General features: G+C 40.4%; 26 protein-coding genes and 1 pseudogene. 1 reads left to right on the top strand and 26 read right to left on the bottom strand.

Annotated elements, in window-relative coordinates; all coding sequences use genetic code 11:
* Window positions 1-42: 42 nt before the first annotated feature.
* From atpB to prfA, 18 genes are all read right to left on the bottom strand, one after another.
* Window positions 43-753: a F0F1 ATP synthase subunit A gene (gene atpB / locus CWS20_RS14515; protein WP_066189182.1), complete on the bottom strand. Its 711-nt coding sequence runs from the start codon at window positions 751-753 to the stop codon at window positions 43-45.
* 6 nt (window positions 754-759) lie between these two features.
* Window positions 760-1,149, bottom strand: coding sequence for an ATP synthase subunit I (locus CWS20_RS14520; protein ID WP_066189179.1), 390 nt, complete (start codon window positions 1,147-1,149; stop codon window positions 760-762).
* A gap of 5 nt (window positions 1,150-1,154) precedes the next feature.
* Complete coding sequence (locus CWS20_RS14525) at window positions 1,155-1,376, bottom strand: AtpZ/AtpI family protein (protein WP_066189176.1); 222 nt, start codon at window positions 1,374-1,376, stop codon at window positions 1,155-1,157.
* A gap of 284 nt (window positions 1,377-1,660) precedes the next feature.
* Window positions 1,661-3,925: a S8 family serine peptidase gene (locus CWS20_RS14530; protein ID WP_066191960.1), complete on the bottom strand. Its 2,265-nt coding sequence runs from the start codon at window positions 3,923-3,925 to the stop codon at window positions 1,661-1,663.
* 116 nt (window positions 3,926-4,041) lie between these two features.
* A complete protein-coding gene (gene wecB, locus CWS20_RS14535; RefSeq protein WP_066189173.1) occupies window positions 4,042-5,184 on the bottom strand; it encodes a non-hydrolyzing UDP-N-acetylglucosamine 2-epimerase in 1,143 nt (380 codons plus the stop codon).
* 117 nt (window positions 5,185-5,301) lie between these two features.
* Window positions 5,302-5,931 carry a uracil phosphoribosyltransferase gene (upp, locus tag CWS20_RS14540; RefSeq protein ID WP_066189170.1) on the bottom strand — a complete coding sequence of 210 codons (630 nt, stop codon included), beginning with the start codon at window positions 5,929-5,931 and terminating at the stop codon, window positions 5,302-5,304.
* A gap of 216 nt (window positions 5,932-6,147) precedes the next feature.
* Entirely contained in the window at window positions 6,148-7,389 is a 1,242-nt protein-coding gene (glyA, locus tag CWS20_RS14545; RefSeq protein WP_066189168.1) for a serine hydroxymethyltransferase, read from the bottom strand.
* Between the two features lie 128 nt (window positions 7,390-7,517).
* Window positions 7,518-7,886, bottom strand: coding sequence for an anti sigma factor C-terminal domain-containing protein (locus CWS20_RS14550; protein WP_241504194.1), 369 nt, complete (start codon window positions 7,884-7,886; stop codon window positions 7,518-7,520).
* A gap of 189 nt (window positions 7,887-8,075) precedes the next feature.
* Window positions 8,076-8,621: a TIGR01440 family protein gene (locus CWS20_RS14555; RefSeq protein ID WP_066189164.1), complete on the bottom strand. Its 546-nt coding sequence runs from the start codon at window positions 8,619-8,621 to the stop codon at window positions 8,076-8,078.
* Between the two features lie 18 nt (window positions 8,622-8,639).
* Window positions 8,640-9,086: a ribose 5-phosphate isomerase B gene (gene rpiB / locus CWS20_RS14560; RefSeq protein WP_066189159.1), complete on the bottom strand. Its 447-nt coding sequence runs from the start codon at window positions 9,084-9,086 to the stop codon at window positions 8,640-8,642.
* A 315-nt stretch (window positions 9,087-9,401) separates the two neighbouring features.
* The gene (locus tag CWS20_RS14565) at window positions 9,402-10,694 is read right to left on the bottom strand and encodes a methyl-accepting chemotaxis protein (protein WP_180321487.1); all 1,293 of its coding nucleotides are present in this window, start codon (window positions 10,692-10,694) and stop codon (window positions 9,402-9,404) included.
* A 20-nt stretch (window positions 10,695-10,714) separates the two neighbouring features.
* On the bottom strand, window positions 10,715-11,176 hold the full coding sequence (locus CWS20_RS14570; protein WP_066189155.1) for a low molecular weight protein arginine phosphatase: 462 nt from the start codon (window positions 11,174-11,176) through the stop codon (window positions 10,715-10,717).
* 142 nt (window positions 11,177-11,318) lie between these two features.
* Window positions 11,319-11,867, bottom strand: coding sequence for a manganese efflux pump MntP (locus CWS20_RS14575; RefSeq protein WP_066189153.1), 549 nt, complete (start codon window positions 11,865-11,867; stop codon window positions 11,319-11,321).
* 254 nt (window positions 11,868-12,121) lie between these two features.
* Window positions 12,122-13,165, bottom strand: a complete 1,044-nt coding sequence (locus CWS20_RS14580; protein WP_066189150.1) for an L-threonylcarbamoyladenylate synthase — start codon at window positions 13,163-13,165, stop codon at window positions 12,122-12,124.
* Between the two features lie 176 nt (window positions 13,166-13,341).
* Window positions 13,342-13,788, bottom strand: a complete 447-nt coding sequence (locus tag CWS20_RS14585) for a GNAT family N-acetyltransferase (protein ID WP_066189148.1) — start codon at window positions 13,786-13,788, stop codon at window positions 13,342-13,344.
* Between the two features lie 85 nt (window positions 13,789-13,873).
* Window positions 13,874-14,560 carry a stage II sporulation protein R gene (gene spoIIR / locus CWS20_RS14590; protein WP_066189146.1) on the bottom strand — a complete coding sequence of 229 codons (687 nt, stop codon included), beginning with the start codon at window positions 14,558-14,560 and terminating at the stop codon, window positions 13,874-13,876.
* Window positions 14,561-14,862: 302 nt separating this feature from the next.
* Window positions 14,863-15,729, bottom strand: a complete 867-nt coding sequence (gene prmC / locus CWS20_RS14595) for a peptide chain release factor N(5)-glutamine methyltransferase (RefSeq protein WP_066189144.1) — start codon at window positions 15,727-15,729, stop codon at window positions 14,863-14,865.
* A complete protein-coding gene (gene prfA, locus CWS20_RS14600) occupies window positions 15,722-16,795 on the bottom strand; it encodes a peptide chain release factor 1 (RefSeq protein WP_066189141.1) in 1,074 nt (357 codons plus the stop codon). Before prfA ends, prmC begins: the two co-directional genes overlap by 8 nt.
* A gap of 220 nt (window positions 16,796-17,015) precedes the next feature.
* Between prfA and CWS20_RS14605 the strand changes: the two are divergent.
* A pseudogene (locus CWS20_RS14605) lies at window positions 17,016-17,985 on the top strand (DMT family transporter).
* A gap of 73 nt (window positions 17,986-18,058) precedes the next feature.
* On the opposite strand, the gene CWS20_RS14610 reads toward CWS20_RS14605, so the two are convergent.
* The 8 genes from CWS20_RS14610 to CWS20_RS14650 form a co-directional block, all read right to left on the bottom strand.
* Complete coding sequence (locus CWS20_RS14610) at window positions 18,059-18,505, bottom strand: hypothetical protein (protein ID WP_066189135.1); 447 nt, start codon at window positions 18,503-18,505, stop codon at window positions 18,059-18,061.
* 166 nt (window positions 18,506-18,671) lie between these two features.
* A complete protein-coding gene (locus CWS20_RS14615) occupies window positions 18,672-19,286 on the bottom strand; it encodes a thymidine kinase (RefSeq protein WP_066189132.1) in 615 nt (204 codons plus the stop codon).
* Between the two features lie 223 nt (window positions 19,287-19,509).
* Entirely contained in the window at window positions 19,510-19,716 is a 207-nt protein-coding gene (gene rpmE / locus CWS20_RS14620) for a 50S ribosomal protein L31 (RefSeq protein ID WP_066189130.1), read from the bottom strand.
* A 155-nt stretch (window positions 19,717-19,871) separates the two neighbouring features.
* Window positions 19,872-21,140 carry a transcription termination factor Rho gene (gene rho / locus CWS20_RS14625; RefSeq protein WP_066191959.1) on the bottom strand — a complete coding sequence of 423 codons (1,269 nt, stop codon included), beginning with the start codon at window positions 21,138-21,140 and terminating at the stop codon, window positions 19,872-19,874.
* A 360-nt stretch (window positions 21,141-21,500) separates the two neighbouring features.
* Window positions 21,501-22,463, bottom strand: coding sequence for a class II fructose-bisphosphatase (glpX, locus tag CWS20_RS14635; protein ID WP_066189126.1), 963 nt, complete (start codon window positions 22,461-22,463; stop codon window positions 21,501-21,503).
* 97 nt (window positions 22,464-22,560) lie between these two features.
* The gene (murA, locus tag CWS20_RS14640) at window positions 22,561-23,847 is read right to left on the bottom strand and encodes a UDP-N-acetylglucosamine 1-carboxyvinyltransferase (protein WP_066189123.1); all 1,287 of its coding nucleotides are present in this window, start codon (window positions 23,845-23,847) and stop codon (window positions 22,561-22,563) included.
* A gap of 510 nt (window positions 23,848-24,357) precedes the next feature.
* Window positions 24,358-25,215 carry a class II fructose-bisphosphate aldolase gene (locus CWS20_RS14645; RefSeq protein ID WP_066189121.1) on the bottom strand — a complete coding sequence of 286 codons (858 nt, stop codon included), beginning with the start codon at window positions 25,213-25,215 and terminating at the stop codon, window positions 24,358-24,360.
* Between the two features lie 234 nt (window positions 25,216-25,449).
* A complete protein-coding gene (locus tag CWS20_RS14650; protein WP_066189118.1) occupies window positions 25,450-25,818 on the bottom strand; it encodes a response regulator in 369 nt (122 codons plus the stop codon).
* Window positions 25,819-25,918 lie beyond the last annotated feature (100 nt).

A 25,918-nucleotide genomic window follows, 5' to 3' on the forward strand; every position in this document is an offset into this window, starting at 1 on the left:
TTTATACAAAAATGTTTTGTTCATGTAATGAACAGGTATATATTAATGGTCTTGGCTCACTTTGTGAGACATATAAACCATTGTTAACATACAGAAAATAAATGCCTGGATACTACCGATAAACACTGAGAATCCTTGCCATACAAGCGTTGGTAGAACAGCAACAAGCGTGCCCGCAAACCCTGTAGCAAGTGAACCTGCCAATAGTGTGAGAAGAATCTCCCCGGCAAAAATGTTACCGTAAAGACGAAGACCCAGTGTCAATGTGTTGGCAAATTCCTCAATAATTTTAAGTGGGAATAAAAACCACATAGGTTTAAAGAAGCCTTTCCCATATTCTTTAAAGCCATTCACTCTTACACCATAGTAATGTGAAAGCCCAACCACCATCGCTGCCAAAGTTAATGTAACAACCGGATCAGCTGTTGGTGATTTCCACCATAGAGTATGATCATAGGTGATTGCGAATGGTAGACCAATCATGTTTGAAATGAACACATACAAGAGAAGGGTAATCCCTAAAACGTGGAATCTTCCTCCATCTTTCCATGCCATGTTACTGTTAATGATGTTTCTAACAAAGTCCATTACCCATTCAAAAAAGTTCTGCATTCCTGTAGGTTTCATTGCCAGACGGCGTGTTGAAATTACAGCAATTACGAATACGATGGCACTAACCACTGTAATCATTAAAATATTAGACAAGTTAAAAGTTAACCCCATAAATTTTACCAATGGAGCTCCGTGATCCATAAATATTCACCTCTCTTCCCGCTTTCTACGTATATGAAAAGATTGAAGAAAAAAATCTATCATAATGACTATATAGGATGTCATTAATCCCAACACAACACTGATGAGGTGAAAATGCTCTGGATACTCTAAAGCGATGATTACAGCAAAGGCTGCTGACGCCATCCGCGAGACGGTTCCAAGTGAGCGCACCTTTTCCCCATTCTCGACCGCTTTACCGAACTGAATCGTTTTTCTAACAATCAGCCATAGATTGAAGAAACTAAGCGCTGTACCAAGAATGAGCCCTAGAAAGATAGATTGATAAGACGTAAAGCCCCAGCCAAGAACAAAGAACGACAACAAAAAGAACATATATTTACGTTGTCTTGTAAAGCTGTGTTTAATTTCCGGCATTGTTGTTATTCTCCTGTAAAGAATTGTTGGACTAGACGTAGCATGGCATAAATTCCTGCGGATAACCCCAGCAGTAAACCTATTATTAAAAATAGCGGCTCGGTACCTACCACCCGATCCAGCCATCTCCCTGCAAAAATACCGAGAAGGATTGAACCTACTAATTGAGAAAGAATCGCGGACATTAACACCATTGCTTTGTATGGGCGGCGGTCTTTATGACGCATTAAAAACGCATCCTCTCTTATAGAGAATGGCAGGAGGTTTTCTGAGGTTAAAGCTAGCTTTTTTCATTGATCTGACGCGGAAAAACTGTCATGAACAATCTTTTGAAAACCCTATCAATTATACCCTTTGTAAGCATACAATAGGGACTTGTCAATGTCAATGCGTTTAAGTTGAAAAACGGGAGAACGCAAATGGTCAAAATTTGGATGTTCACACTTTTTTCATATTTGTTTTTTCGTCTTACTATTGCAATAAATGAAAAATTATGCATTAATTTTTACAATTATTTTTCAATTATAACTTTTTCATTCTTAACCGAAGTATCTTTCTCTTCTATTTCTCCGTTTGGCCCTACAACTAAGTACGTTTGAATCCAATCCTCTTTTCCTGATTTTCTAGCAAATACTTTTGCGATATAGAGTCCTTGGTCAGGTAAATTCTCTGGCTTTAATACTTCTTGAATTTGACCTTTCGCTACTCCCCTTTTCCAGTCCAAAAACCCTTCAAATTTAAGAGAACCTGAATCAAAAATGGCGATGCCAAATTCGTCTGCCCCACCTGGTAAATACACTTCATAGCGATAAGTGCCCTTTTTATCCCCTTTGCCAAAACCAAATCCCATGACCCGAGGATAGTCTGGTTCTTCCAGTACATAAAGATAAGGAATTTGTATCTCTCCATTACTTGATTGCAATGTTAATCTTCCGTCATAGATTTTTTCTTTTAATACTGAAGGGTCTGCCGACATTGTTACAGTCAGCTTCCTTTTTTCATGAGACTTTAAATTAAATGATAATGGAAGCTCCCATTCAATGCCTTTCTCTTTATGCGGAATAACAAAGGAGTATGATTGCTCATTATCACTCATATTTTCCACCGTTATTTTTGCACTATGTTTATGGTGCTGATCAGCAAGCTTAAACTTTCCAAATTGTAAAGATGCAGGAAGCACAAGAGACTGACTATTCATCGCTTCTTTCAGCTGAATGCGACCAGCGCCTTGTTCATATGCTCGGTATTGCTCTCCAGCTTCATTAAAAATAGGCTTCGCTGTATTCATAAGCAGCGCCTTGATTTTCTCAGGCTCCCAATCCGGGTGAGCTTGTTTCAGAAGGGCAGCGGCGCCTGCTACATGGGGCGCAGCCATACTTGTTCCTTGCAACGGGAGATAACCACCAGGAATTGTGCTGTTAATAGCCACACCTGGCGCGACTACGTCCGGCTTGATTTCCCAAGTGGACGTAACAGGCCCGCGAGAACTAAAATCTGCTAAAATATCCTTTTCTTCTATTATGTATGTTCTGGCAAATGCTTTTGTTTTAGTAATTTGTTCACGTAGCAATTTCCCATCTTCTTTAGACAAGGCTGTAATAGGAATGGGCAGTTCCTTTTCTAAATTGCCCATAAAATTCCCTTTTGTATTGTTATAAATGATTAGGGCAGCGGCGCCTGCTTCAAATGCATTCATGCTTTTTTCTGTAAATGTAAGTTCGCCTCGCTCAGCTAAAACAATCTTTCCTTTTACATTAGCTAGCTCGTCCTTCTTTGCTAATCCTCCGTCCACAATTTCATATGATTGATGCAAGTCCCAGTCCATTGACCCTTGCATTGGATTTAATCTCACTTGAAGATCTCCTATTTTCAAATAAGGAATTTGCATAGTCGGCGTTGATGCACCAACAGAAATTGCCTTTGCTGCTGTCCCTGGAGAACCAACTGTCCATACACTAGGACCAGAGTTTCCTGACGAAGTTACAGCAATAATCCCATGATCTACGGCTTTATTTAATGCAAGGCTGATTGGCAGATCAGGTCCATTCACATTATTGCCTAATGATAGATTCAGTACGTCGACTTTGTCTTTAATTGCTTGTTCTATCGCTGCAATAACCTGTTCTGTTGTTCCACTTCCTCCTGGTCCAAGCGCACGGTAAGCAATAATGGTTGCCTCAGGGGCCACACCTTTTACTTTTCCGTTAGCGGCGATGACTCCCGCAACATGTGTACCATGAAAAGTGTTCAAGCTGCTCATTTTTTTCGTTTCCATCGGATCATCGTCCCCATCGACTAAATCACGTCCGCCCCCATAGCTGCGCATCAAATCCGGATGGCGATAGTCCAAGCCCGTATCAATCACACCTACTGTGACACCTTTCCCTGTCAACCGCTCATTCCCTTCATCAAAATAACCTCTAATTGCCTCCCCGCCAATTAATTTAATATTATCCTCAGATTGAACTGTGTACGTCTGAACCGTGGAAACAACAGAAATGTCAGCAACTGCCTTCACCTTTTCTATATTCGCTTTTGTCCCGCTAATAGAAAAGCCATTCAATGCATATTGAAATGTTTGACGGATTTTGACTCCTGCGGCTTCCAGCTTATCTTTCGAATTCTTTACACTCTCACCTTTTTTTAATACCACTATCGCAATTTCCTCTTCCTGCAGAGATTCCTCCGGCAATGGCGGCAGCTTTAAATCCGTTGCATAAGCATGTGTATGTAAAATTATTAAAAATAAAAATAAGACAGAAATGTATTTTCTCATGATGCCACCCCTTTTTAATATAGGGTCTGCTTTTTTTATTGGAGTATTCATCATTTGATCTTTTGTGCGTGCATGAGTTTTTCCCAACAAAAAAAAGACTGACAAAGTCAGTCTTTTCATTGAAATGCTTCCGGTCGCTCATTTTTTTTCTTAAAATAATAACGGATTGCGTCTGCTATTCTCATGGATGCTTGGCCATCACCATATGGATTGGCCGCTTTAGCCATTAATTGATGGGCGTTTTCATCAATTAGCAGCGTTTTAGCCATTGCATAAATATTTTCTTCTTCCGTTCCTGCCAGCTTTAATGTTCCTGCGGAAATACCTTCTGGACGCTCCGTTGTATCACGAAGGACGAGGACTGGAACACCGAGTGAAGGAGCTTCCTCCTGCACCCCACCTGAATCAGTTAAAATCAAATAGGCTCTGGAAGCAAAATTATGAAAATCAATGACCCCCAGCGGCTCAATTAAATGAATGCGCTCATCACCATCTAATATTTCCGCGGCCACTTCCCGGACAGCAGGGTTCAAATGAACTGGATAAACAACTTGAATATCTTCATGCTCGTCCACTAAACGTTTAATGGCTTTAAACATATTGCGCATCGGTTCGCCTAAATTCTCGCGGCGATGTGCAGTCAAAAGCACCAAACGGTCTGATCCAACTTTATCTAACACTTCGTGATGATATTCATTTTTTACTGTCGTTTTCAACGCATCAATGGCCGTATTCCCAGTTATGTAGATATGTTCAGGCGATTTATTTTCATTCATTAAATTATCGGCTGATTTTGTCGTTGGTGAAAAATGCAAATCAGCAAGGACCCCCGTTAATTGGCGGTTCATTTCTTCAGGATATGGCGAGTATTTATTCCAAGTACGCAAGCCTGCCTCAACATGTCCAACCGTTATTTGATTATAAAAAGCAGCAAGGCTGGCGACAAAAGAGGTAGAGGTATCACCATGAACAAGGACAATATCCGGTTTTGTCTTCTTCATGACTTCATCAAGCCCGCTTAGCACTTTAGTAGTTACATCAATTAATGTTTGCCGAGCCTTCATAATATTTAAATCATAATCGGGCTTAATTTTAAAAATATCCAAAACTTGATCGAGCATTTCGCGATGCTGAGCAGTCACGGTTACAATCGATTGGAAATCTTCAGGGTACTTCGCCAATTCTAATACCAATGGAGCCATTTTAATCGCTTCCGGCCTTGTTCCGAAAATCGTCATCACTTTAATTGGACGATTCATTTGTAGACCCTCCTTCTTTTTAGAGAAATAGGAAGACTGCTTAGCTGCTGGCCATCCTAATTGATTACCGACATTTTAAAAAAAGCCCGTCAAGATGACGAGCATTGTTAAAATTTCTTATTTTGTTCCAAATAAACGGTCGCCTGCGTCACCAAGACCAGGTACGATATAACCTTTTTCATTTAATTTTTCATCTAGGGCTGCGATGTAAATATCGACATCAGGATGCGCTTCTTTCAGTGCTTCTACTCCTTCAGGAGCTGCGATTAAGCACATGAATTTAATGCTTTTTCCGCCGCGTTTTTTAAGAGAATTAATGGCTTCGATTGCTGAACCGCCTGTGGCAAGCATTGGATCTACAACGATGAAATCTCTCTCTTCAATATCACCAGGGAATTTTGCGTAGTATTCAACTGGCTTTAAAGTAGCCGGATCGCGGTATAAGCCGACATGTCCAACTTTTGCCGCAGGGATTAATTTCAAAATGCCGTCAACCATACCAATTCCTGCACGAAGGATTGGAACGATGCCGATTTTCTTCCCTGCTAATACTTTAGACGTTGTTGTTTGTACAGGTGTTTCAATTTCAATATTTTCTAAGGTCATATCTCTAGTAATTTCAAAGGCCATTAAAGTTGAAACTTCATCAACAAGTTCACGGAATTCTTTTGTCCCTGTCGTCTTTTCACGAATGTATGTAAGCTTATGCTGGATTAATGGATGATCGAACACATATACTTTTGCCATTAAAATCTCTCTCCTTCTACTTTAAAAAGTTCAAAATACACTTCGTACTATTTTACAGAAAAAAATGTGGTGGAGCAACTATGATTATAGATGGTTAATAAAAATGAAATTTTACTTTACCGCTTACTGTTGCTATAACAATAAGCGGCAACAAGTTGAATCCCATAAATTCACAAAAATCCAGCCTATAAAAATAGACTGGATTTCTAATAAGTATTATCTTTCAGGATATAAGATAAATTTACTTGTTAAAGCTTCGACGCGTCGACTAGCTTCAGCAAGCTTCTCTTCATCTTCTACATTTTTTAATGTAAAAGCGATGATAGAAGCAATTACTTCCATATCTTCTTTTCCAAAGCCGCGAGATGTAACGGCAGCTGTACCGATACGAATACCGCTTGTTACAAACGGGCTTTCCGGATCAAATGGGATCGTATTTTTATTAACAGTAATTCCCACTTCATCCAATACCTTTTCGGCAACCTTGCCTGTTAAGCCAAGAGAACGGACGTCTACAAGTAAAAGGTGATTGTCTGTTCCGCTAGATACTAGGTCAATTCCTTCTTTTTGCAGGCTTTCTGCTAAGTGCTTTGCATTTTCAATGATGCTGCTTGCATAGTCTTTGAAGCTATCTTGCAATGCTTCACCAAATGCAACTGCTTTAGCAGCAATTACATGCATTAATGGACCGCCTTGAATTCCAGGGAAAATAGACTTGTCAATTTTCTTCGCAAATTCTTCTTTGCAAAGAATCATTCCGCCGCGAGGTCCTCTTAATGTTTTATGAGTAGTTGTTGTAACAAAATCTGCATATGGAACTGGATTTGGATGTAGTCCAGCCGCAACTAGACCGGCAATATGAGCCATATCAACCATTAAGTATGCGCCTACTTCATCAGCAATTTCACGGAATCGCTTGAAGTCAATCACTCGTGGATAAGCACTTGCACCTGCAACGATTAATTTCGGCTTATGTTCACGTGCTTTTTCTAAAACATCATCGTAGTTAATTGTATGAGATTTTTCATCAACACCATATTCTACGAAATTATATTGAATGCCACTGAAGTTAACAGGGCTTCCGTGTGTTAAGTGGCCTCCATGGGAAAGATTCATACCAAGTACTGTATCGCCTTGCTCTAAAATAGTGAAGTATACTGCCATGTTTGCTTGTGCACCTGAATGAGGCTGTACATTTGCATGCTCTGCACCAAAGATTTGCTTCGCACGGTCTCGCGCTAAATCTTCCACTACGTCTACATGCTCACAGCCACCATAGTAACGACGGCCAGGGTAACCTTCAGCATATTTATTTGTCAGAACAGACCCTTGTGCTTCCATGACCGCTTCACTTACAAAGTTCTCAGAAGCGATTAACTCAATCTTCGTTCTTTGGCGTCCTAGTTCGTCTTGAATCGAATTGAAAACTTGCTCGTCCTGCTGCGCTAAATGCTTCATACAATATCCTCCCTTATATCTGCCACACTATTTAAAAGATTCAATAGCTTAATTGTGAAAATTCTATTATATTCTATCATGTTTTTTGTGAAGGTGACAGGCACGAGCTATGATTTTTTCTCTGTCTTTTATTCTTTGCGCCAATTCCAATAGTGCATGTCTCCTAGAATCGGAGCCTTCAATTGAGGCTGTTCTTTTAGCTTGAGCAGCTCCTTAACTGGTCCGGTAACGACCGCCCCATAAGGAATGAAACCGTTCTCTTTTGTATAATCTCTGCGCTCTATTAAATGGCTTAAGCCAAGAAAATCTTCATAGTAGCTTTTGGATTCATTATCAATAAGATGATCCATATTATTAAGCATCCGTTTTTTGCTTTCATCTAAATATTCTTCTGTCAGTCGATAAGAATAAGACTGCGACATATAGTCATCATCTGCATTACTTCCCCTATCAACCCTACTTCTATGCCCCCTCCCGGCATGTTTCATGTTGTTCATTCTATTACAACGTATAACTAGCGATTTTGTTAAAGGTTTTGGATTTTTTTCTAATAGGGAGGAATTCATTTATTGGTTGGGGGCGGTGTTTTAGGGGCATAGCTTTTAGTCGGAATGTTTTCGGAATAAATTTAAAGCAATGGACGCAAAAAACCCCATTGATAGGGGTGCTTACTTAGTGTAATCCTCTTATTCATATATTGCCCGGTTGCCGCCAATTAGCTTCGGCCTGGTTGTAGCTAGTGTGACGTGGGCCGCGCCGATTGATTTGAGAGAGGTTCTAATTGGAACAACAACATGCTTAAGATGCATACCGATGAAGGTGTCGCCGATATCGATGCCCGCGTCTGCTTTTAGATGTTCGACGACGACTGGATCTTGCAATTGTCTGAACGCATAAGCTGCCATCGCACCGCCGGCCTTGCGGATCGGGACGACACTTACTTCGTCCAGCCCATGCGCATTCGCAACAGACCTTTCGATTACAAGCGCTCGGTTCAAGTGTTCACAGCATTGAAAAGCTAGCTTGACGCCGGTTTGTTCATTTAACTGCTTCAATCGTGCAAAAATCATTTCTGCAACCTGCTCTGTACCCGCTGTACCAATGCGGCGATCCGCAACTTCACTCGTACTGCAGCCGATTAAAAAGATTTTTTGCTGATTTAATTGGACCTCTTTGCTAAATTCAGTGATGATTTGGTCAAGCTGTTCTGCCCACTGCTTCACTTGTTCCATTTAAGGTCTCTCCTTATGTTAAATATGTTCCGCTTCGTATTTCGTTATTTTTCCAACCCGATTCTCATGGCGTCCACCTTCGAAATCAGTTGATAACCAAATTTTCGCAATATCTCGCGCAAGGCCTGGTCCAATCACCCTTTCACCCATTGCTAAAATATTGCTGTCATTATGTTCCCGCGTCGCTTTTGCACTGAACGTATCGTGAACAAGCGCGCAGCGGATACCCTTTACTTTATTTGCAGCAATGGACATTCCTATTCCTGTCCCACAAATGAGAATCCCTTTATCGAACTCCCCATTTGCCACCTTTTCTGCAACAGGCAATGCATAATCAGGATAATCTACAGACGTCTTACATTCACAGCCAAAATCAACGTACTCAATGTTAAGCTCCTCTAAAAGGCTCTTTATTTCTTCGCGGATGTTTATGCCGCCGTGATCTGAAGCGATTGCTACCTTCATTTAAATCATATCCTCCATTCAACTGACTCGCTTTATGCTTATATTTTGACACAAATGAGTTAAATTATAAAGTTGAAATCTGAACTCAGGGCATAGAAAAGGCAGGTGAAAACACCTGCTTGAAAGTGTAGGCAAAGTAAAAATAGAGAATTTCAATTGGATTTGGCGCCAGCGTCAGCTCGACTACTACGGAAGCAGCGAGACAGTCGAGACATTTTAGAGGCTCAACTAGCTGGGTAAGCCGCAGAAAACCACTCAAATAATTAGAAATGAGTATGTCGATAGCCTTAAGGAGGTGAAAACACCTGCTTTTCGTTATATTTTAAACTTTGTAATATTATTTTTTAAATGTTCAGCCTGGTCCTTAAGCTCCTTGACTAATTTATCAACATTTTCGATGACTGCTGTTTGCGCTTCTGTTGATGCAGAGACTTGCTGGGCACCGGCTGACGTTTCTTCAGCAATTGCCGCAACTTGCTGCGATTGTGCAGATGTTTCCTGCATTGTCCTCATTTGATTGTCTGCTAAATCGGTGATCGTCGAAACGGACGCAGCCATCTGGTTGACTGTTTTTGTCATTTCTTCGATCACTGCATTTGTGTCTGTTCCTTTTTGCGCTTCATTGTTAGCAGACTCTACTTGATCTTTAATTTGGGAGACCACGTTTTTCACTTCTTCTTGAATGTTTTGAATGAGTCCGGAGATGCCCTGAACCGCCTTAGCGCTTTCATCTGCAAGCTTGCGGACCTCTTCAGCAACTACTGCGAAACCTTTGCCATGTTCGCCGGCTCTCGCTGCTTCAATAGAAGCATTTAATGCCAGTAGATTTGTTTGTGCAGCAATATCACCTACTAATTGGATAATTTGCTCTACTTTTGCCGCATTCTCTTCTAATCTTTTGACTGTCTGTAATGACCTCTGATTTCCTGCTGCCAAAGTTTCTATTCCTGTAATTAATGAGTGGATGGCTTTTTTTGAATTGATAAGATCATTGACTAATTCCGTTGAGACACCACCTGAGTATTTTGCCTTCACTTGAACTTCTTCGGCGATTCGAATAACCTCTTCCACTAATTCTGCTGTAGATTGTGTAGCGGCTGCTGAACTTTCTGCACCATGTGAAATTTCTGATATCGTAATAGAAATCGCTTCAGCCTGTTCTGCTGCTATAGAGGATTCTTTGGATATGGCAATCACTTTTTCATTCGTGGATTTAAAGTTCTCATCTATGCGATCTACCATCTCTTTTAAACTTTCAAGCATTTGATTAAATGCAAGTCCAAGAGAACGAATTTCATCGTCTGATCTAGATAGTTTTACCCCGTCTTGAAGGTTGCCATTTGCTGCTTTTAATGCAGTTTGTTCAAGATCATGCAATGGTTTTATTATTAGCCCAGCTGCAAAAAAGGCTAAAATGCCTGACCAAAGTGCTCCAAGCATTAAAATAATTAAATTAAACGCGACTTTATTTATTGGAATGATGTTTTCAATAAGCGGATAGATAAATTGGATGCATACCGCACTGATTGAATAAGTAATAACTGCCAGCACAGAGATGAGAAGTACTAATTTCTTTCGTAAACTAAATTTGAAATTCCGTTTTTCCATGATTGCCCCCTGAAAATTGTTTATTCATCATTTCTTTGAGGATCGTTCGTGATGATTTCTGCGATTTTTTCTATCTCTTGATTTAATTCTAGAAAAGTTTGTTTATATACCATCAAAGGGCCACCAAATGGGTCAAGAATGTCATGATTAATTTGACCTTGAGCATATTCCTTCACCGTGAATGTCTTCCCCGCAGCATTTGAGAATTGTTGTAAAATGGCATGCTTATGACTGGACGTCATAACAAGAATATGAGATGACCAATTTACAAGTTCTGCTGATAATTGAGAAGAGCGATGATCGATATGAATTCCTTCCTCCTGCAGCACCTGCTTCGTATGTAAAGAGGCATCACTCCCGTTTGCCGCGTATATTCCAGCTGACTTCACTTCAACCCCAGGAAGATTCTTGCTCCGCAAAATCGCCTCTGCCATGGGGCTCCTGCACGTATTCCCTGTACATACAAACAAAACATGAGCCATAAAGCTCGCCTCCTTTATCTTTCATTATAATCCAAAACTCCTATTTCACATAGAAAAAACAGGGTACCTGTCACCGACATCTTTCGACAAGCAATGGAAACCTTGTCGAATTATGTAGGTGACAGGTACCCTAAAAAACATTCTAGAGCAGGAGTTTGATGCCGAAGGCTAGGAGAATGCCGCCTCCTAGGGATATGCTGTATTTGCCTAGCCAGCTTTGGACTTTGCGGCCCAAGAGGAGACCCGTCCAGGTTAGGGCCATGGCTGTTACACCAAAAAGCGTGAGTACCAATGCGGTTTTTGCACCGAATATCCCTAGTGTCAGCCCAACTGAAAAACTATCTAAGCTTACACTTAAGGCAAATATGATTAATCCCATTCCAACAGGAGTAATCAGACTTTCCTCTTCCTTCTTCATACTTGACCAAAGCATTTGTGAACCTAATATAATCATTAATCCTCCACCTATATAGGAAGCAATATCACTAAATTGATCTGTTAAAAATCTGCCGGCCATCATGCCCAGCAATGGCATCATTACATGAAACAAACCAATAGTCACGCCGATTTTGAATATTTGCCTATATCTGAGCTTGTACATTCCCATCCCTAAACCGACGGAAAAGGCGTCCATTCCTAATGCAAAAGCCATTAGCCCGAGCGTGAGCACCTCGCCAAATATTACTGTCATTTCGTCTGCCTCCTTGGACTTGCTAATTCAGCATATGCACGTCCAAGCGCGTTTAGAATCTTGGCAGGCTCACATTTTTCTTATAAAGTTTATCCCCTTTTGGCCACCCCAAGGGGCATACCTCCTTCTATGGCGAGATAAAGTGGTCGGGAAACCAACTTTAATACCACGCTTGAAGCTCTTTAGAACCCCCGGCATAGCCAGGGGTTTTCGAAACCACAAAAAAAGCGCTGACAACCAGTCAGCGCCAAATATCAATTAGTAATGATTCTATGTCCAGCCGCTTTAATTAAACGATTCATTACCGCAGCCCCAACACCCTCTGTTGAAAAAATCTCTCCATAAATAATATCAACATTTTCATGATTTAGCTGCCGCAATGCATCGTACAATCCTGATGCAACTGTTCTTAAATCAGCGCGACTTCCGCATGTAATTACTACATTTGCATCATAATAATTTTTATTCTCTTCTGTCGTTAGAACCCCTACTGACAAGCCTTCTTTTCGTTTTTCTGAAACGAGCTTTTGCATGAAAGCTCTTTCCCCATCTACTAAATAAAGCGGAGCATCCGGGGCATAGTGCTTATATTTCATCCCAGGAGATTTAGGCGCTTGTTCGCTGTCCTGAAGCGCCGGATCTAGCCTTACTTCTCCTATCGCTTCCATAAGCTGCTCCTTCGTTATCCCACCCGGTCTTAATATAGTGGGAATATCCTCTGTACAATCGATAACCGTCGATTCTACACCTACCCCTGTTGGGCCGCCGTCCACTATCCCTGCAATGCGTCCATGCAAATCCTCCCATACGTGATTTGCTGTCGTCGGGCTCGGCTTTCCGGAGCTATTAGCACTTGGCGCTGCAATAGGCAAACCTGTTTTCTTTAATAGCGCAAGAGCGACTGGATGATCAGGCATTCGAATAGCTACTGTTGATAACCCAGCCGTTGCCAGATCCGATAACGCCCCTACCTTTTTATTAAAAATCATTGTTAACGGTCCCGGCCAAAAAGCGCTAATCAGCTTTTCAGCTTTCTCCGGAACCGACTCTACAAATGCTTCCAGCTGAGAACGTTCAGCAATATGAATAATTAATGGATTATCTGCCGGTCTTCCTTTTGCAGCAAAGATTTTACTTACCGCTTCATCACTTTGTGCATTCCCGCCTAATCCATAAACCGTTTCTGTTGGAAAAGCGACCGTCTCATTTTTGATTAGTTGGTCTGAGGCTTGTATAATTTGTGGGTAACTCTGCAAATTATCCACAATTTTATCCACCGACCACCTTCTTGTGTCCATATATATCCACCTTCAATTATTATTTCATTTGGATTAAAAAAACCCTTAGATTCTTTACTTTTTTGTCATTTACCTTTGAAAGTATAAAAGAAGATGGGGGATAACTCAAGTCTTTATCCACAAATTGTGCATAAACGGCATATTTCTGTGCATAACTTTGTCGATCTATCCACAAATCAAATAGAAAATTGCAAAAAGAAAGAGTTATCCACAGATAAAATATGCTGAATATGCTCAGATTCTAAAAGATTAGCTGGTAATTCCGCCTGCTCTACCTGCTTAAAGCCAATTAATAAGAAAAATTGCAATGTACTTCGTTTATTTGATGCTAAAAAAAGGGAGGATAACTCCTTTTCTTTTGCCAATGCAAAAATCTGCTGTAAAAGATATAATAAATCTTCCTGTGCAGTTTCGGATTTCATCGCTAGCGACCTTAATAATCCACAATCACCATGCGGTTCAACCCCTATTCCTGCTTTTAACTCTCCCTGTGCATCCTCCATCAAAATAAAATGATCTATTGCTTCAGCTACACCATCTGTACTTAAATTGGCTTCCTTCAAAAATTCAGTGACTCTATTTACATCACTTTGCTCTGCATATTTTACAACACTAGTCGTCATTACGTTCACCCTCTATCATTTTTTATATTCTATGAATATGAAGGGTCTTAAAAAGCTAGAACTAATTATTACTAGAATCGAAAATTTAACCAAAAATCTTTTCCCACAGCTCTACTAAAAAGAACTTAACCTCTACTTCCTCTTCATCTTCTCCTGTATATACAGGATTTTCTTCATTGTCTTTCTCTTGTTTGCTTTCCTTTTCTTCATCCTGTACAGCTAATTTCTCTTCTTGTTCTTTCGGTTCCTCTTCAAAACCGTCACTTACTGCCACACCATTTGAAAAATCAAGAAAACATAATGGCGGAAATAATACACACCACCAGTTCGCCCCATCGCCATCACCAAGTGTGATAAGAATAGCTTCATATTCGCCTGCTGGATAAAGAAACTGACCGTAAAGCTTTGTCGGAAAATCAACTTTATTAAAATCTGTTTTTACCGATTGATTTGAGCCCTCTTCTTTTACCACTCTTTCGGCAATCTCCTGCACTTCTGGAAGCTTAGATTTAATCAATGTTCTTGCTTCTTCGATTGAAGTTAAATCCGATACCCATTCTGTAATATGCTTATTGACTTCATCACGCACTTTCCGTTTTATCGCTTGGTCTTCTTCCATATCGCTATTTGCAAGAATTCTTAATCGAATAGCTTCGCTTGGTATGACAAGCGGCTCATCAGCTACAACCTCTGTTTGCGGTATATATAAACTAAACAAAGTGCCTAATGATAAAATTAAAATATATAAGTTCACGATTACTTTTGTATTCATCTTCCTGCACCATCCCTTCACTATCCTCATTGTGGTCAGAAAGACAAATTCTTAAACTATTAAAATTAAAAAAGAATTTCACGAGGGAAAAACTATTATTATGGGGGAAAAGATGCTGTACAGGTCAAGGCTATCTATTAAAAAAAGGAACCACAAAGCGGTTCCTAGGCTGGAGAAACTTATTACAAAATAAAAATGACCGCTCGCTATTGAGCAGAGCAAGTGTCGGGCGGACACCTCTTTCAACACCAGGGGAACCACAAAGTGTGCCCCCAATTTGAATACCGATGAGCGATGGTTAATTAAAAACCAATCTCAGCAAAAACCATCCGATCTTTACCGTTTATATCATTCACCACTTCTACAAAGGCATCTGGAAATGCTACCTGCAGCAGATTCGACACCGCTTTACCTTGGCCCATGCCCACTTCCAAGCCAATAATAGCTTTCGGCTCAACAGCATTTGGCAGCTCCTTTATTAAGCGGCGATACAGATCGAGTCCATCATAACCAGCAAATAATGCGCGATGCGGCTCATGATCTGTAACTACCTCAGACATCCATTCTACGTCTGCATCAGGGATATAAGGTGGATTGGAAACGACAACCTTAAATTTTTGCTCTTTTTTGATAAAGGGTTGGAGCAAATCTCCTTCTACAAATTGAATTTCAGCCTGCAACTTTTCAGCATTTTCCTTTGCCAAATTCAAGGTTGGAAGATAGATATCTGTAGCGGTAACACCAAGCTCGGGACATTCTAGTTTGAGCGTAACGGCTATTGCCCCGCTGCCTGTACCAACATCCACTAGCTTAACTTTTTCATTGAAATTAAATCTTTTTTTCAACCGTTCAATTATACCGACAACCAGCTCCTCTGTCTCAGGACGGGGAATAAGGACATCTTCATTGACGGTAAAAGTCCGGCCATAAAATTCTTCATAACCAATAATATATTGAATAGGTTTTCCCTCTGCATGCATTTTCACAGCTGCTCTAAAACATTCTTCAACCTGAGCTGGCAGTTCTTCACGCAAATTTGCTAGGAAAGTAGAGCGATTCATTTGCAAATAATGACGCAGTAAAAGCTCGCCTGCATTTTCATCCCGCTTATATTCTTTTAAAAAAGAAGAAGCCCAGTTGAGGGCTTCGTAAACTTTAGCTTTACTCATTTGATGCGCTATCCAGCTTTGCAGATTGCTCTTCAAGAATTAATGCATCGATTACTTCATCGAGCTTTCCTTGCAAGATTTGATCAAGCTTTTGAATAGTAAGGCCAATGCGGTGATCTGTTACGCGGTTTTGCGGGAAATTATATGTTCGAATCCGCTCAGAACGATCACCTGTTCCTACTGCAGATTTACGCTGCTGATCATATTCTGCTTGTGCTTCTCGTTGGAATTTATCGTACACACGTGCACGTAAAACCTTCATAGCTTTTTCTTTATTTTTTATTTGCGACTTTTCATCCTGACAGGATACAACTGTTCCGGTAGGCAAATGCGTTAAGCGAACAGCTGACATCGTTGTATTTACACTTTGTCCGCCAGGGCCGCTGGATGCAAATGTATCGACACGAATATCTTTTTCATGAATGTCAATTTCCACTTCTTCAGCCTCCGGCAGAACTGCAACAGTTGATGTGGATGTATGGATACGTCCGCCCGATTCTGTTTCAGGTACACGCTGCACACGATGTGCGCCATTTTCATATTTCAGTTTTGAATAGGCGCCATTTCCATTAATCATAAAAATGATTTCTTTATATCCGCCCACTCCAGTTGAACTAGTTTCAATTACATCGATTTTCCAGCCCTGTGTTTCAGCGAAGCGGCTGTACATGCGATATAAATCACCAGCAAACAGTGCTGCTTCGTCACCGCCAGCTGCACCGCGGATTTCCATAATAACGTTTTTATCATCATTCGGATCCTTCGGGATAAGTAAAATCTTCAAGCGTCCTTCCAAATCTTCCACACTTGTTTCCAGCTCAGCTAACTCTTCCTTTACCATTTCACGCATATCAGCATCCAGTTTTTCTTCTAGCATCGCTTTTGCATCTTTAAATTGCTCATACACATCTTTATATTCGCGATATGTATCAACAGTATCTTGTATATCCGACTGCTCCTTGGAATATTCGCGCAGTTTTTTAGGGTCATTCACAATTTCAGGATCGCTTAAAAGCTCATTTAATCTTTCATAACGGTCCTCAACAGATTGAAGACGATCAAACACAGACATTCACCTCTAAGTTATTTATTAAACGAACGTTTATTTTCACCCTCAAAATAGGGGAATTATCGGCACCTATAACATTCTAATTATAGTATAGCTGTTTCCAGCAGTCAAAACCATACCGCCACAATATTAGAAAATTCAATGATTATTATTGAAGCAACTGGATTTATTTAATATAGTTGGTTTATACATCATTAAAAGTTGAGGTGCATAGAGCTTGAAAGCGATTCTCTTAGGCGTGCTTGCCGCGTTCTTTTTTTGCATTTACCTTTATATTTAACTCGTCCATGGAGATGGATGGCGGAAGCTGGCTATGGAGCGCCTCTCTCCGATATTTTTTCATGATACCCATGCTGCTGATTATTGTAGCTTTGAGACGCAACTTACGGCAGGTTTTCACAGAAATGAGAAGAGCCCCAGGAAAATGGGTGCTTTGGAGCTTTATTGGCTTCGGATTATTTTATGCACCAATTTGCTTTGCTGCCGCTTATGGTCAAGGCTGGCTTATTGCTGCGACATGGCAAATCACCATCATCTCCGGATCGTTGCTTGCGCCACTATTTTACGAAACGATCCAAACGAAGAATGGACCTATTCAAGTAAAAGGCAGAATCCCTTATCGCGGCTTAATGATGAGCCTGATCATATTAATTGGCGTTTTTATCATGCAGTGGGAGCATTCCACACAGGTCTCTCTTCAAGATATGCTTTTATGCGTGATTCCAATTATTATTGCTTCTTTCGCCTATCCTTTAGGCAACCGAAAAATGATGGAAGTAACGAATAACCGGCTGGATGCCTATCAGCGAGTCCTTGGGATGACGATTGCCAGCTTGCCATTATGGGTGATTCTTGCAATTGTCGCACTGCAAACAACCGGCATCCCAAGTGCTGGTCAAGTATATCAATCCGGTCTTGTCGCTCTTTTTTCCGGCGTATTTGCCACTGTACTATTCTTTGCAGCAACCGATCTAGTTCGTGGCAATATGCAAAAATTAGGTGCAGTTGAGGCAACCCAATCATTCGAGGTTTTATTTGCTGTAATCGGGGAAATCATTTTCTTATCTATTGCCTTTCCTTCCCCATTATCTTTATTCGGCATGGGCTTAGTAGTGATTGGCATGGCACTTCATAGCTATGTATCGACTCTACCTGCCAAACAGCCAAAAATAGAAAGAACTGCTTAATCATCGTTCCCCTAAAAGCTTAGGGGAACGTTTTGCTTTTAACAAAAAAAGACGGCACTCTTGGCCGCCTTACTCACTCTGTATAATCTTCCCTAATTTTAACGTCAACATAATACGTTGGCACCGCACGCACTAATTTCTTTTGCAAAGCTCCCTTTGCTTTGTTTCGCTCTTCGTCGGAGTTAAATTTATGTTGTGTGTAGACAGTTACATTCATTTGCTCGCCATCAATCCAAATAGCGCCCGGCTCATAGTCGGTAAACTTCTCTATCACTCCACGTGCCTTACCGATGTCGCTTCGTTCACTGACTTTATCTCCGTTTGTATTAAGAAGGTTAGGGTTTTGCTCATACATGGAAAATTCCTTCACATTATCTGAACGGTGACCTGTGCCACTATTGAGTCTTACTGTATTGGTATCATCTAATTTATATTCTTTATCTGCATTATTTGCTTCATGTGACGATGAACAGCCTGACATGAGTACAAAGAACAAAAAGCCTATCACAAATTTCTTCATTTTTTGCCACCTCCTGTTGGTAGGTTGCCCAATTTCAACAAAGGTGTTTCAGACAATTTTTTCATGAATTTTGCAGGTGCTTTTATGTAAAGAATATTAATTTATAAGGCGAATTTACCATAAAACGAATAAAAATCTGCATGACCGACGCCGTGCAGATTTCAGGTTATTTCATGATTTTAATTGGCTGCTGATGTTTTAACGGTTTACCGATTACTTCGTGATGATGGCGGCAGCGCGGCTCATATGACTCGGAAGCACCGACAAGGATGACTGGGTCATCATAGGATGCTGGCTTGCCGTTAATAAGCCTTTGCGTTCGGCTGGCAGGGGAGCCACAAATCGCACATACAGCCTGAAGCTTCGTAACTAATTCAGCAATGGCCATGATCGCAGGCATTTGACCGAACGGCTCTCCGCGGAAATCTTGATCCAACCCTGCTGCAATGACTCGATGACCATCATTTGCAAGCTTCTGAATCACATTAATAATTTCATCATCGAAAAATTGTACCTCATCAATAGCAATGACTTCAATATCAGAAGTGATAAATTTTAAAATATCGCTTGCGCTTGCAACAGGCTGGGCGATAAAAGAGGAGCCATTGTGAGAAACGACAGATTCTTCACTATACCGCTTATCAATTTGTGGTTTAAATACAGCGATTTGCTGCTTTGCAAATTGGGCTCTTCGCACACGGCGAATTAGTTCTTCCGATTTGCCCGAAAACATGCTCCCGCAAATCACTTCAACCCATCCATGGTGATTCATTACATACATGAAAGGCCTCTCTCCTTCCCAAAAATCTAAGTGGCACCTGCTGTTAGCTTACAGACAAAGATTCTCCCTAATGCCTACCTCAAAGCTAACTATTAGGATGTCACTAAAAACTCTTCTTTATTATGAATGTCGAAAAATGTCGGTACCTGTCACCGACATTTTTCGACATTCAATAAAAAACAGGCAAGAAATTTTACTTGCCTGTTTTGGTTGTTTATTCAAATTACTGCTGTTTGATGCCGTATTTTTTGTTGAAACGGTCAACACGTCCGCCAGCTTCAGCGAATTTTTGACGTCCAGTATAGAATGGATGGCACTCAGAGCAAGTCTCAACGCGGATCTCTTCTTGTACAGAACCTGTTTCGAATTCGTTGCCGCATGCGCATTTCACCATTGCTTTTTTATAGTTAGGATGAATACCTGATTTCATTCTTTTCATCTCCTTCCGCCCTGAATCATTCTGAGACAGAGTTATATAGTTACGGTTACCCGTAATCTTCAAAAACACACTGGAATTATTATAACAAGGACCAGCAGAATTTGCAATAAACGTTTTTGAATCCTATTTTCCATTTAAACCCACAATTAGTGCGAACGTTTTGCCTTCATTTCTTCAGCTAAATGAGCAAAGAATTCCTCGTTGGACTTTGTTTGTTTTAGCTTGCGCATGAACTTCTCGGCAAAGTCAGGTGAATCTGTCATGGATTTACGGATTGCCCATAGTTTATCAAGATGATCCTTAGGAATCAACAATTCTTCCTTACGTGTACCAGAACGGCGAATATCGATGGCAGGGAAAATTCTTCTTTCAGCAAGAGATCGATCAAGGTGAAGCTCCATATTCCCTGTTCCTTTAAACTCTTCATAGATGACATCGTCCATACGTGAACCAGTATCAACTAATGCTGTAGCTAAAATTGTTAAGCTTCCACCCTCTTCAATATTACGTGCTGCACCGAAGAAACGTTTCGGGCGATGGAACGCCGCCGGATCAATACCGCCTGATAAAGTTCTTCCACTTGGAGGAATGACAAGGTTATAAGCTCTCGCCAATCTTGTAATACTATCCATAAGAATGACTACATCACGCTTATGTTCTACTAAACGCATAGCACGCTCAAGTACAAGCTCAGCAACCTTAATATGGTTTTCCGGCACTTCATCGAACGTAGAGCTTACAACATCTCCAGCGACAGAACGTTCAATATCTGTCACTTCCTCAGGACGTTCATCAATTAACAGAACAATCAGCTCTGCTTCTGGATGGTTCGTTGTAATACTGTTAGCGATTTCTTTTAAAAGCATTGTTTTCCCCGCTTTTGGTGGCGCAACAATCAGACCACGCTGTCCAAAGCCGACAGGTGCTAGCAAATCCATTATACGTGTAGAAATATGTCTTGTAGTCGTTTCCAAATTCATATGGCGATTTGGATATAAAGGGGTTAATCCAGGGAAGTGGACACGTTCCTTCGCAGACTCTGGGTCATCTCCATTTACTGCTTCAACTTGCAGCAAACCAAAATAGCGTTCATTTTCTTTTGGCGGACGAACTTTACCCGATACTTTATCACCATTTCTTAAATCAAAGCGGCGAATTTGTGAAGCGGAAATATAAATATCCTCTGAGCTTGGCGAATAATTAATTGGCCTTAAAAATCCAAAGCCCTCAGACTGGATAATCTCCAATACACCTTCCATAAAGAAATAACCTTCTTGCTCCGCTCTTGCTTTTAAGATGGCAAAAATTAGTTCTTTCTTTGATAACTTGCTATAATAAGAAACTTTATATTCACGAGCAAGCTCATAAAGCTCTTTTAACTTCATATTTTCTAAACTTGAAATATTTAATCCCATTTCGACACCACTCTTTAGAATTTTCAATCATTTTCCCCATATGCGATAGCACTATACTAATAAGCAGTTATAATATGGTTGGAAAAAGGAAAGATATTTTTGAGGCTTCCTGAAGTAATAATTGAAGAGTAAAAAAATTCCCTTCATTAATAAGGAGGAAAATCTGGATTGCAGCTTGTGGCCAGATTCTTTTTTATGTTACTGGTCATCATAGACATTGCTATCCTATATAAAATAATCTTTATTTTACCTCTAATCGTTCATTTGGACAACTGTATTTTTTTCTATATGATGAATGATCTTGTTGGAAGGAGTTGTTGCAGGTTAGGGGGACCGGATAACCCGGCCCTGACTGCATCATTATTTAATTACTAAATTGGGCTTTTTCTTAAAGCTGTGACGGCCTTCGATGAAACGAACAGTACCTGATTTTGCACGCATGACAATAGAATGAGTTGAACCGTAAGCGCCTTTGAATTGGACACCTTTTAATAGTTCACCATCTGTCACTCCTGTTGCTGCAAAAATTGCATCGTCGCCCTTCACTAAGTCTTCCATCAGCAGGACTTTATTTACATCAAGCCCCATCTTAATGCAGCGTTCTACCTCTCCATCGTTTTGCGGCAAAAGCTTCCCTTGAAGCTCTCCACCAAGACACTTTAATGCAACAGCAGCCAGGACTCCTTCTGGCGCTCCACCTGAGCCGAATAAAATATCAACACCAGTGTGGTCGAATGCAGTGTTAATAGCCCCAGCAACATCGCCTTCATTGATTAATTTGATTCTCGCACCTGCATCGCGTAGCTCCTTAATGATATGCGCATGACGGTCACGATTTAAGACAGTTGCTACTACGTCTTCAATATCTTTGTTTTTTGCTTTTGCAACAGCTCTTAAGTTGTCAATAATCGGCGCGTTAATATCGATTTGTCCAACAGCTTCAGGTCCAACTGCGATTTTATCCATATACATATCAGGCGCATTTAAAAGATTTCCACGGTCTGCTACTGCTAAAACAGCCAATGCGTTCCAGCCGCCAGAAGCAACAATGCTTGTTCCTTCTACTGGGTCTACAGCGATATCTACTAATGGTCCATTGCCAGTCCCAAGTTCTTCACCAATATAAAGCATTGGTGCTTCATCCATTTCGCCTTCGCCAATTACAACTGTCCCTTGCATTGGTACTGTATTGAAAATATCTCTCATCGCAGTAGTGGCTGCGCCATCTGCATCGTCCTTCATTCCGCGTCCCATCCAGCGTGCAGAAGCTAAGGCCGCACCTTCTGTTACACGGACAAGTTCCATTGATAAACTTCTTTCCATTACAAGTTCCTCCCCAATCTTAGCTCTATTTCAATTCTTCTTTGATTGAAATGGATGCATACTCTTCGCTGATTTGCATTTCAGTATATAATATTACTTATGCGTTTTTCATCTGCTCTAATTCTTGGTCAGAGAGTTTTTCACGCCAAATCGTTGCTCCAAGGCCATTTAGTTTTTCAACTAAATGACTGTAACCGCGGTCAATGTGCTCAAGACCAGTCACCTCAGTTACTCCCTCTGCCATTAATCCAGCAATCACTAGCGCTGCACCTGCTCTTAAATCACTCGCCTTTACTTTTGCTCCCTGCAGCTTGATAGGTCCATTAATTATCGCTGAACGACCTTCAACCTTAATATTGGCATTCATTCTTCTTAGCTCATCTATATGTTTAAAGCGTGCACCGTAAATCGTATCTGTGACCATACTCGTACCTTCTGATCCAGTTAACAGTGAGGTTAACGGCTGTTGAAGATCTGTCGGAAATCCAGGATAGACAAGCGTTTTAATATCCACCGCTTTCATCTTTTCAGCCGGCCCGACAAATACTTGGTCATCACCCGCTTCAATTTGCACACCCATTTCCCTTAATTTAGCAATTAGAGATTCTAAGTGATGAGGAATCACATTATCAATTAATACGCCATCCCCTGATGAAGCAGCAAGTATCATATATGTACCAGCTTCAATTCTATCAGGAATTATCGTATGCTGGCAGCCATGTAAATGCTCCACACCGTCAATGCGAATGACATCTGTACCTGCACCTTTAATTCTCGCACCCATATTTGTTAGCAAAGTTGCCACATCAATAATTTCCGGTTCTTTAGCTGCGTTCTCAATGATTGTTCTACCCTTTGCTCTTACAGCTGCAAGCATGATATTTATTGTCGCACCGACACTGACGACATCTAGATAAATACGAGCACCGTGAAGTTCATCTGCACGAAGATAAATGGCACCTTGTTCGTTTGTCACACTTGCTCCAAGTGCTTCAAAACCCTTTATATGCTGATCGATTGGACGAGGACCTAGATGACATCCCCCCGGTAAACCAATGACAGCTTTATTAAAGCGGCCAAGCATTGCCCCCATTAAATAATAAGAAGCTCGCAGCTTTTTCACTTTTCCATTTGGTAAAGGCATAGATATCATTGAAGATGGATCGACTGTCATATTATTGTCTGTAAAATCAACTGTTCCACCAATTTCTTCAAGCAATCCTTTTAAAATTTGTACATCAGAAATATCCGGCAAACCTTCAATTGTTACAGGCGAATCTGCTAAGATCGTCGCGGGTATGAGGGCAACCGCACTATTTTTGGCACCGCTGATTCTCACCGTCCCCTTCAAAGGATGACCGCCCGCAATCATAAGCTTTTCCATTTTGAACTCCCTTCTAAGCCGTAGAAAGCTAGCCAATTGGCTGCTTTTTTTCATATAGCATAAATAAGCTTGTCCTATCAATATTGAAAATCCTTATCATTCTATCCATCAAACATTTAGCAAACACGCAGAATCCCGTATTTAATATAAACACAGGCCAGCGACTTCTTTACCATTGTAGTCTTTTTGTTGAAAAATTAAGCATCTTTATGTTAACATGTCTTGCCAGTTTAAAAAAGCTTCCATACCCTAGGAAATATTTTATCATACTTTTTCTCATAGCTTTTTATTTAGTTTACACGAAAAATATCTAGGAATGTAAAAGTAGATAAAAATGTTATGAATATGTAAATTATTTGGAATAGAATTGAAGAAATATATTCTTGCGGCAATTATATTGCAGGTTAAGGAACACTATTAGCGTGGCAAGCAAACATCGGCTTTTATTGAGGTGAACATTTAAAATACGGAAACCGCTTAATCATTATGCGGTTTCCGTTTTTTGTTAAATTAAGCTTTTCCCGCAGATCCGAATTCGCGAATTTTGCCAATAACCGTTGTTTTGATTGCTTCACGAGCTGGCCCTAAATATTTACGAGGATCATACATTTTTTCATCTGCAGCTAATACTTCACGTACTTTTTTGGCAGATGCAATTTGGTTTTCTGTATTTACATTAATTTTCGCTGTTCCAAGAGAAATTGATCTTTGGATATCTTTTGTTGGAATACCAGTTCCACCATGAAGAACAAGAGGCACTCCTGTTAAGCCTCTGATTTCCTCCATTTCAGCAAATCCTAAATTTGGCTCGCCTTTATAAGGCCCGTGAACTGAGCCTAATGCTGGAGCAAGACAGTCAATTCCAGTGCGTTTAACAAGTTCTTCGCACTCTTTTGCATCAGCATAAATCACGCCATCAGCTACAACATCATCCTCTTGTCCGCCGACTGTTCCTAGTTCCGCTTCTACGGATACACCTTTCGCATGTGCATACTCAACCACTTTAGAAGTTGTTTCTACATTTGTTTCAAATGGATCGTGTGAAGCATCAATCATAACAGATGTAAATCCGGCATCAATTGCTTCTTTGCATTTATCATAACTTGAACCATGATCAAGATGAATCGCAACCGGTACAGTAATATTGTAATCCTCCATCAATCCTTCAACCATCTTAACAACGGTTTTGAAACCGCCCATATAACGGCCGGCACCTTCGGATACACCTAAAATGACAGGTGATTTCTCTTCTTCAGATGCTTGAAGAATCGCTTGAGTGAATTCTAAATTATTTAAATTAAATTGACCTACAGCATAGCCCTCTGCATTTGCTTTTTTTAGCATTTCAGTCATAGAAACTAAAGGCATATGTAACTTCCTCCTTATGATGATCGTCGTTTTTACCCATGTTAGTCATTCTATAACAGGTTAACCTTTACGATATATGTTTATGTACCCCTTTTAGACATGACAAAAACGAATACGATTCTTTGAAATTCCATTTGTATCATACCAAAATGAAACAGGAAATGCTATGATTAGGCTGCATTTTATTCTAATAAGATGTACTATATGCATAAAAAAAGCACCTTTTGTATGTCACTATTTAGGTACTGGTAGATACTTTTTCACTGCTGCTCTTATGTCATCAATATCAAAGGGCTTTGCAAAATGGGTTAATGCGCCCAATTCCTTTGCTTCTTGAATCATATCCAGCTCTCCATAGGCAGTCATGATAATTACCCTAATATCATTGTTGTCTACTCTCATTCTTTTTAATATTTCAATTCCGTCCATTCCAGGAATTTTCATATCGAGAAGCACAAGATCTGGATTATGTTTTGAAACGATATCAAGTGCCTGTACCCCATTAGCCGCTTGAAATGTTTCATATCCTTCTTTTTGCAACACCTCATTGAGCAAGATTCTGATCCCAAATTGGTCATCTACAATCAATATTTTCCCTTTCATAGTGCACCTCTCATTCCTTATTGTCAATATCAATTCCCATATGTTATTTATCTATGTTTGTTAAATTCGACTTAAAAATGTAATTTCCTGCCTTGGATTC

The organism is Cytobacillus horneckiae, assembly GCF_002835735.1.
Lineage (GTDB): Bacteria > Bacillota > Bacilli > Bacillales > Cytobacillaceae > Cytobacillus > Cytobacillus horneckiae.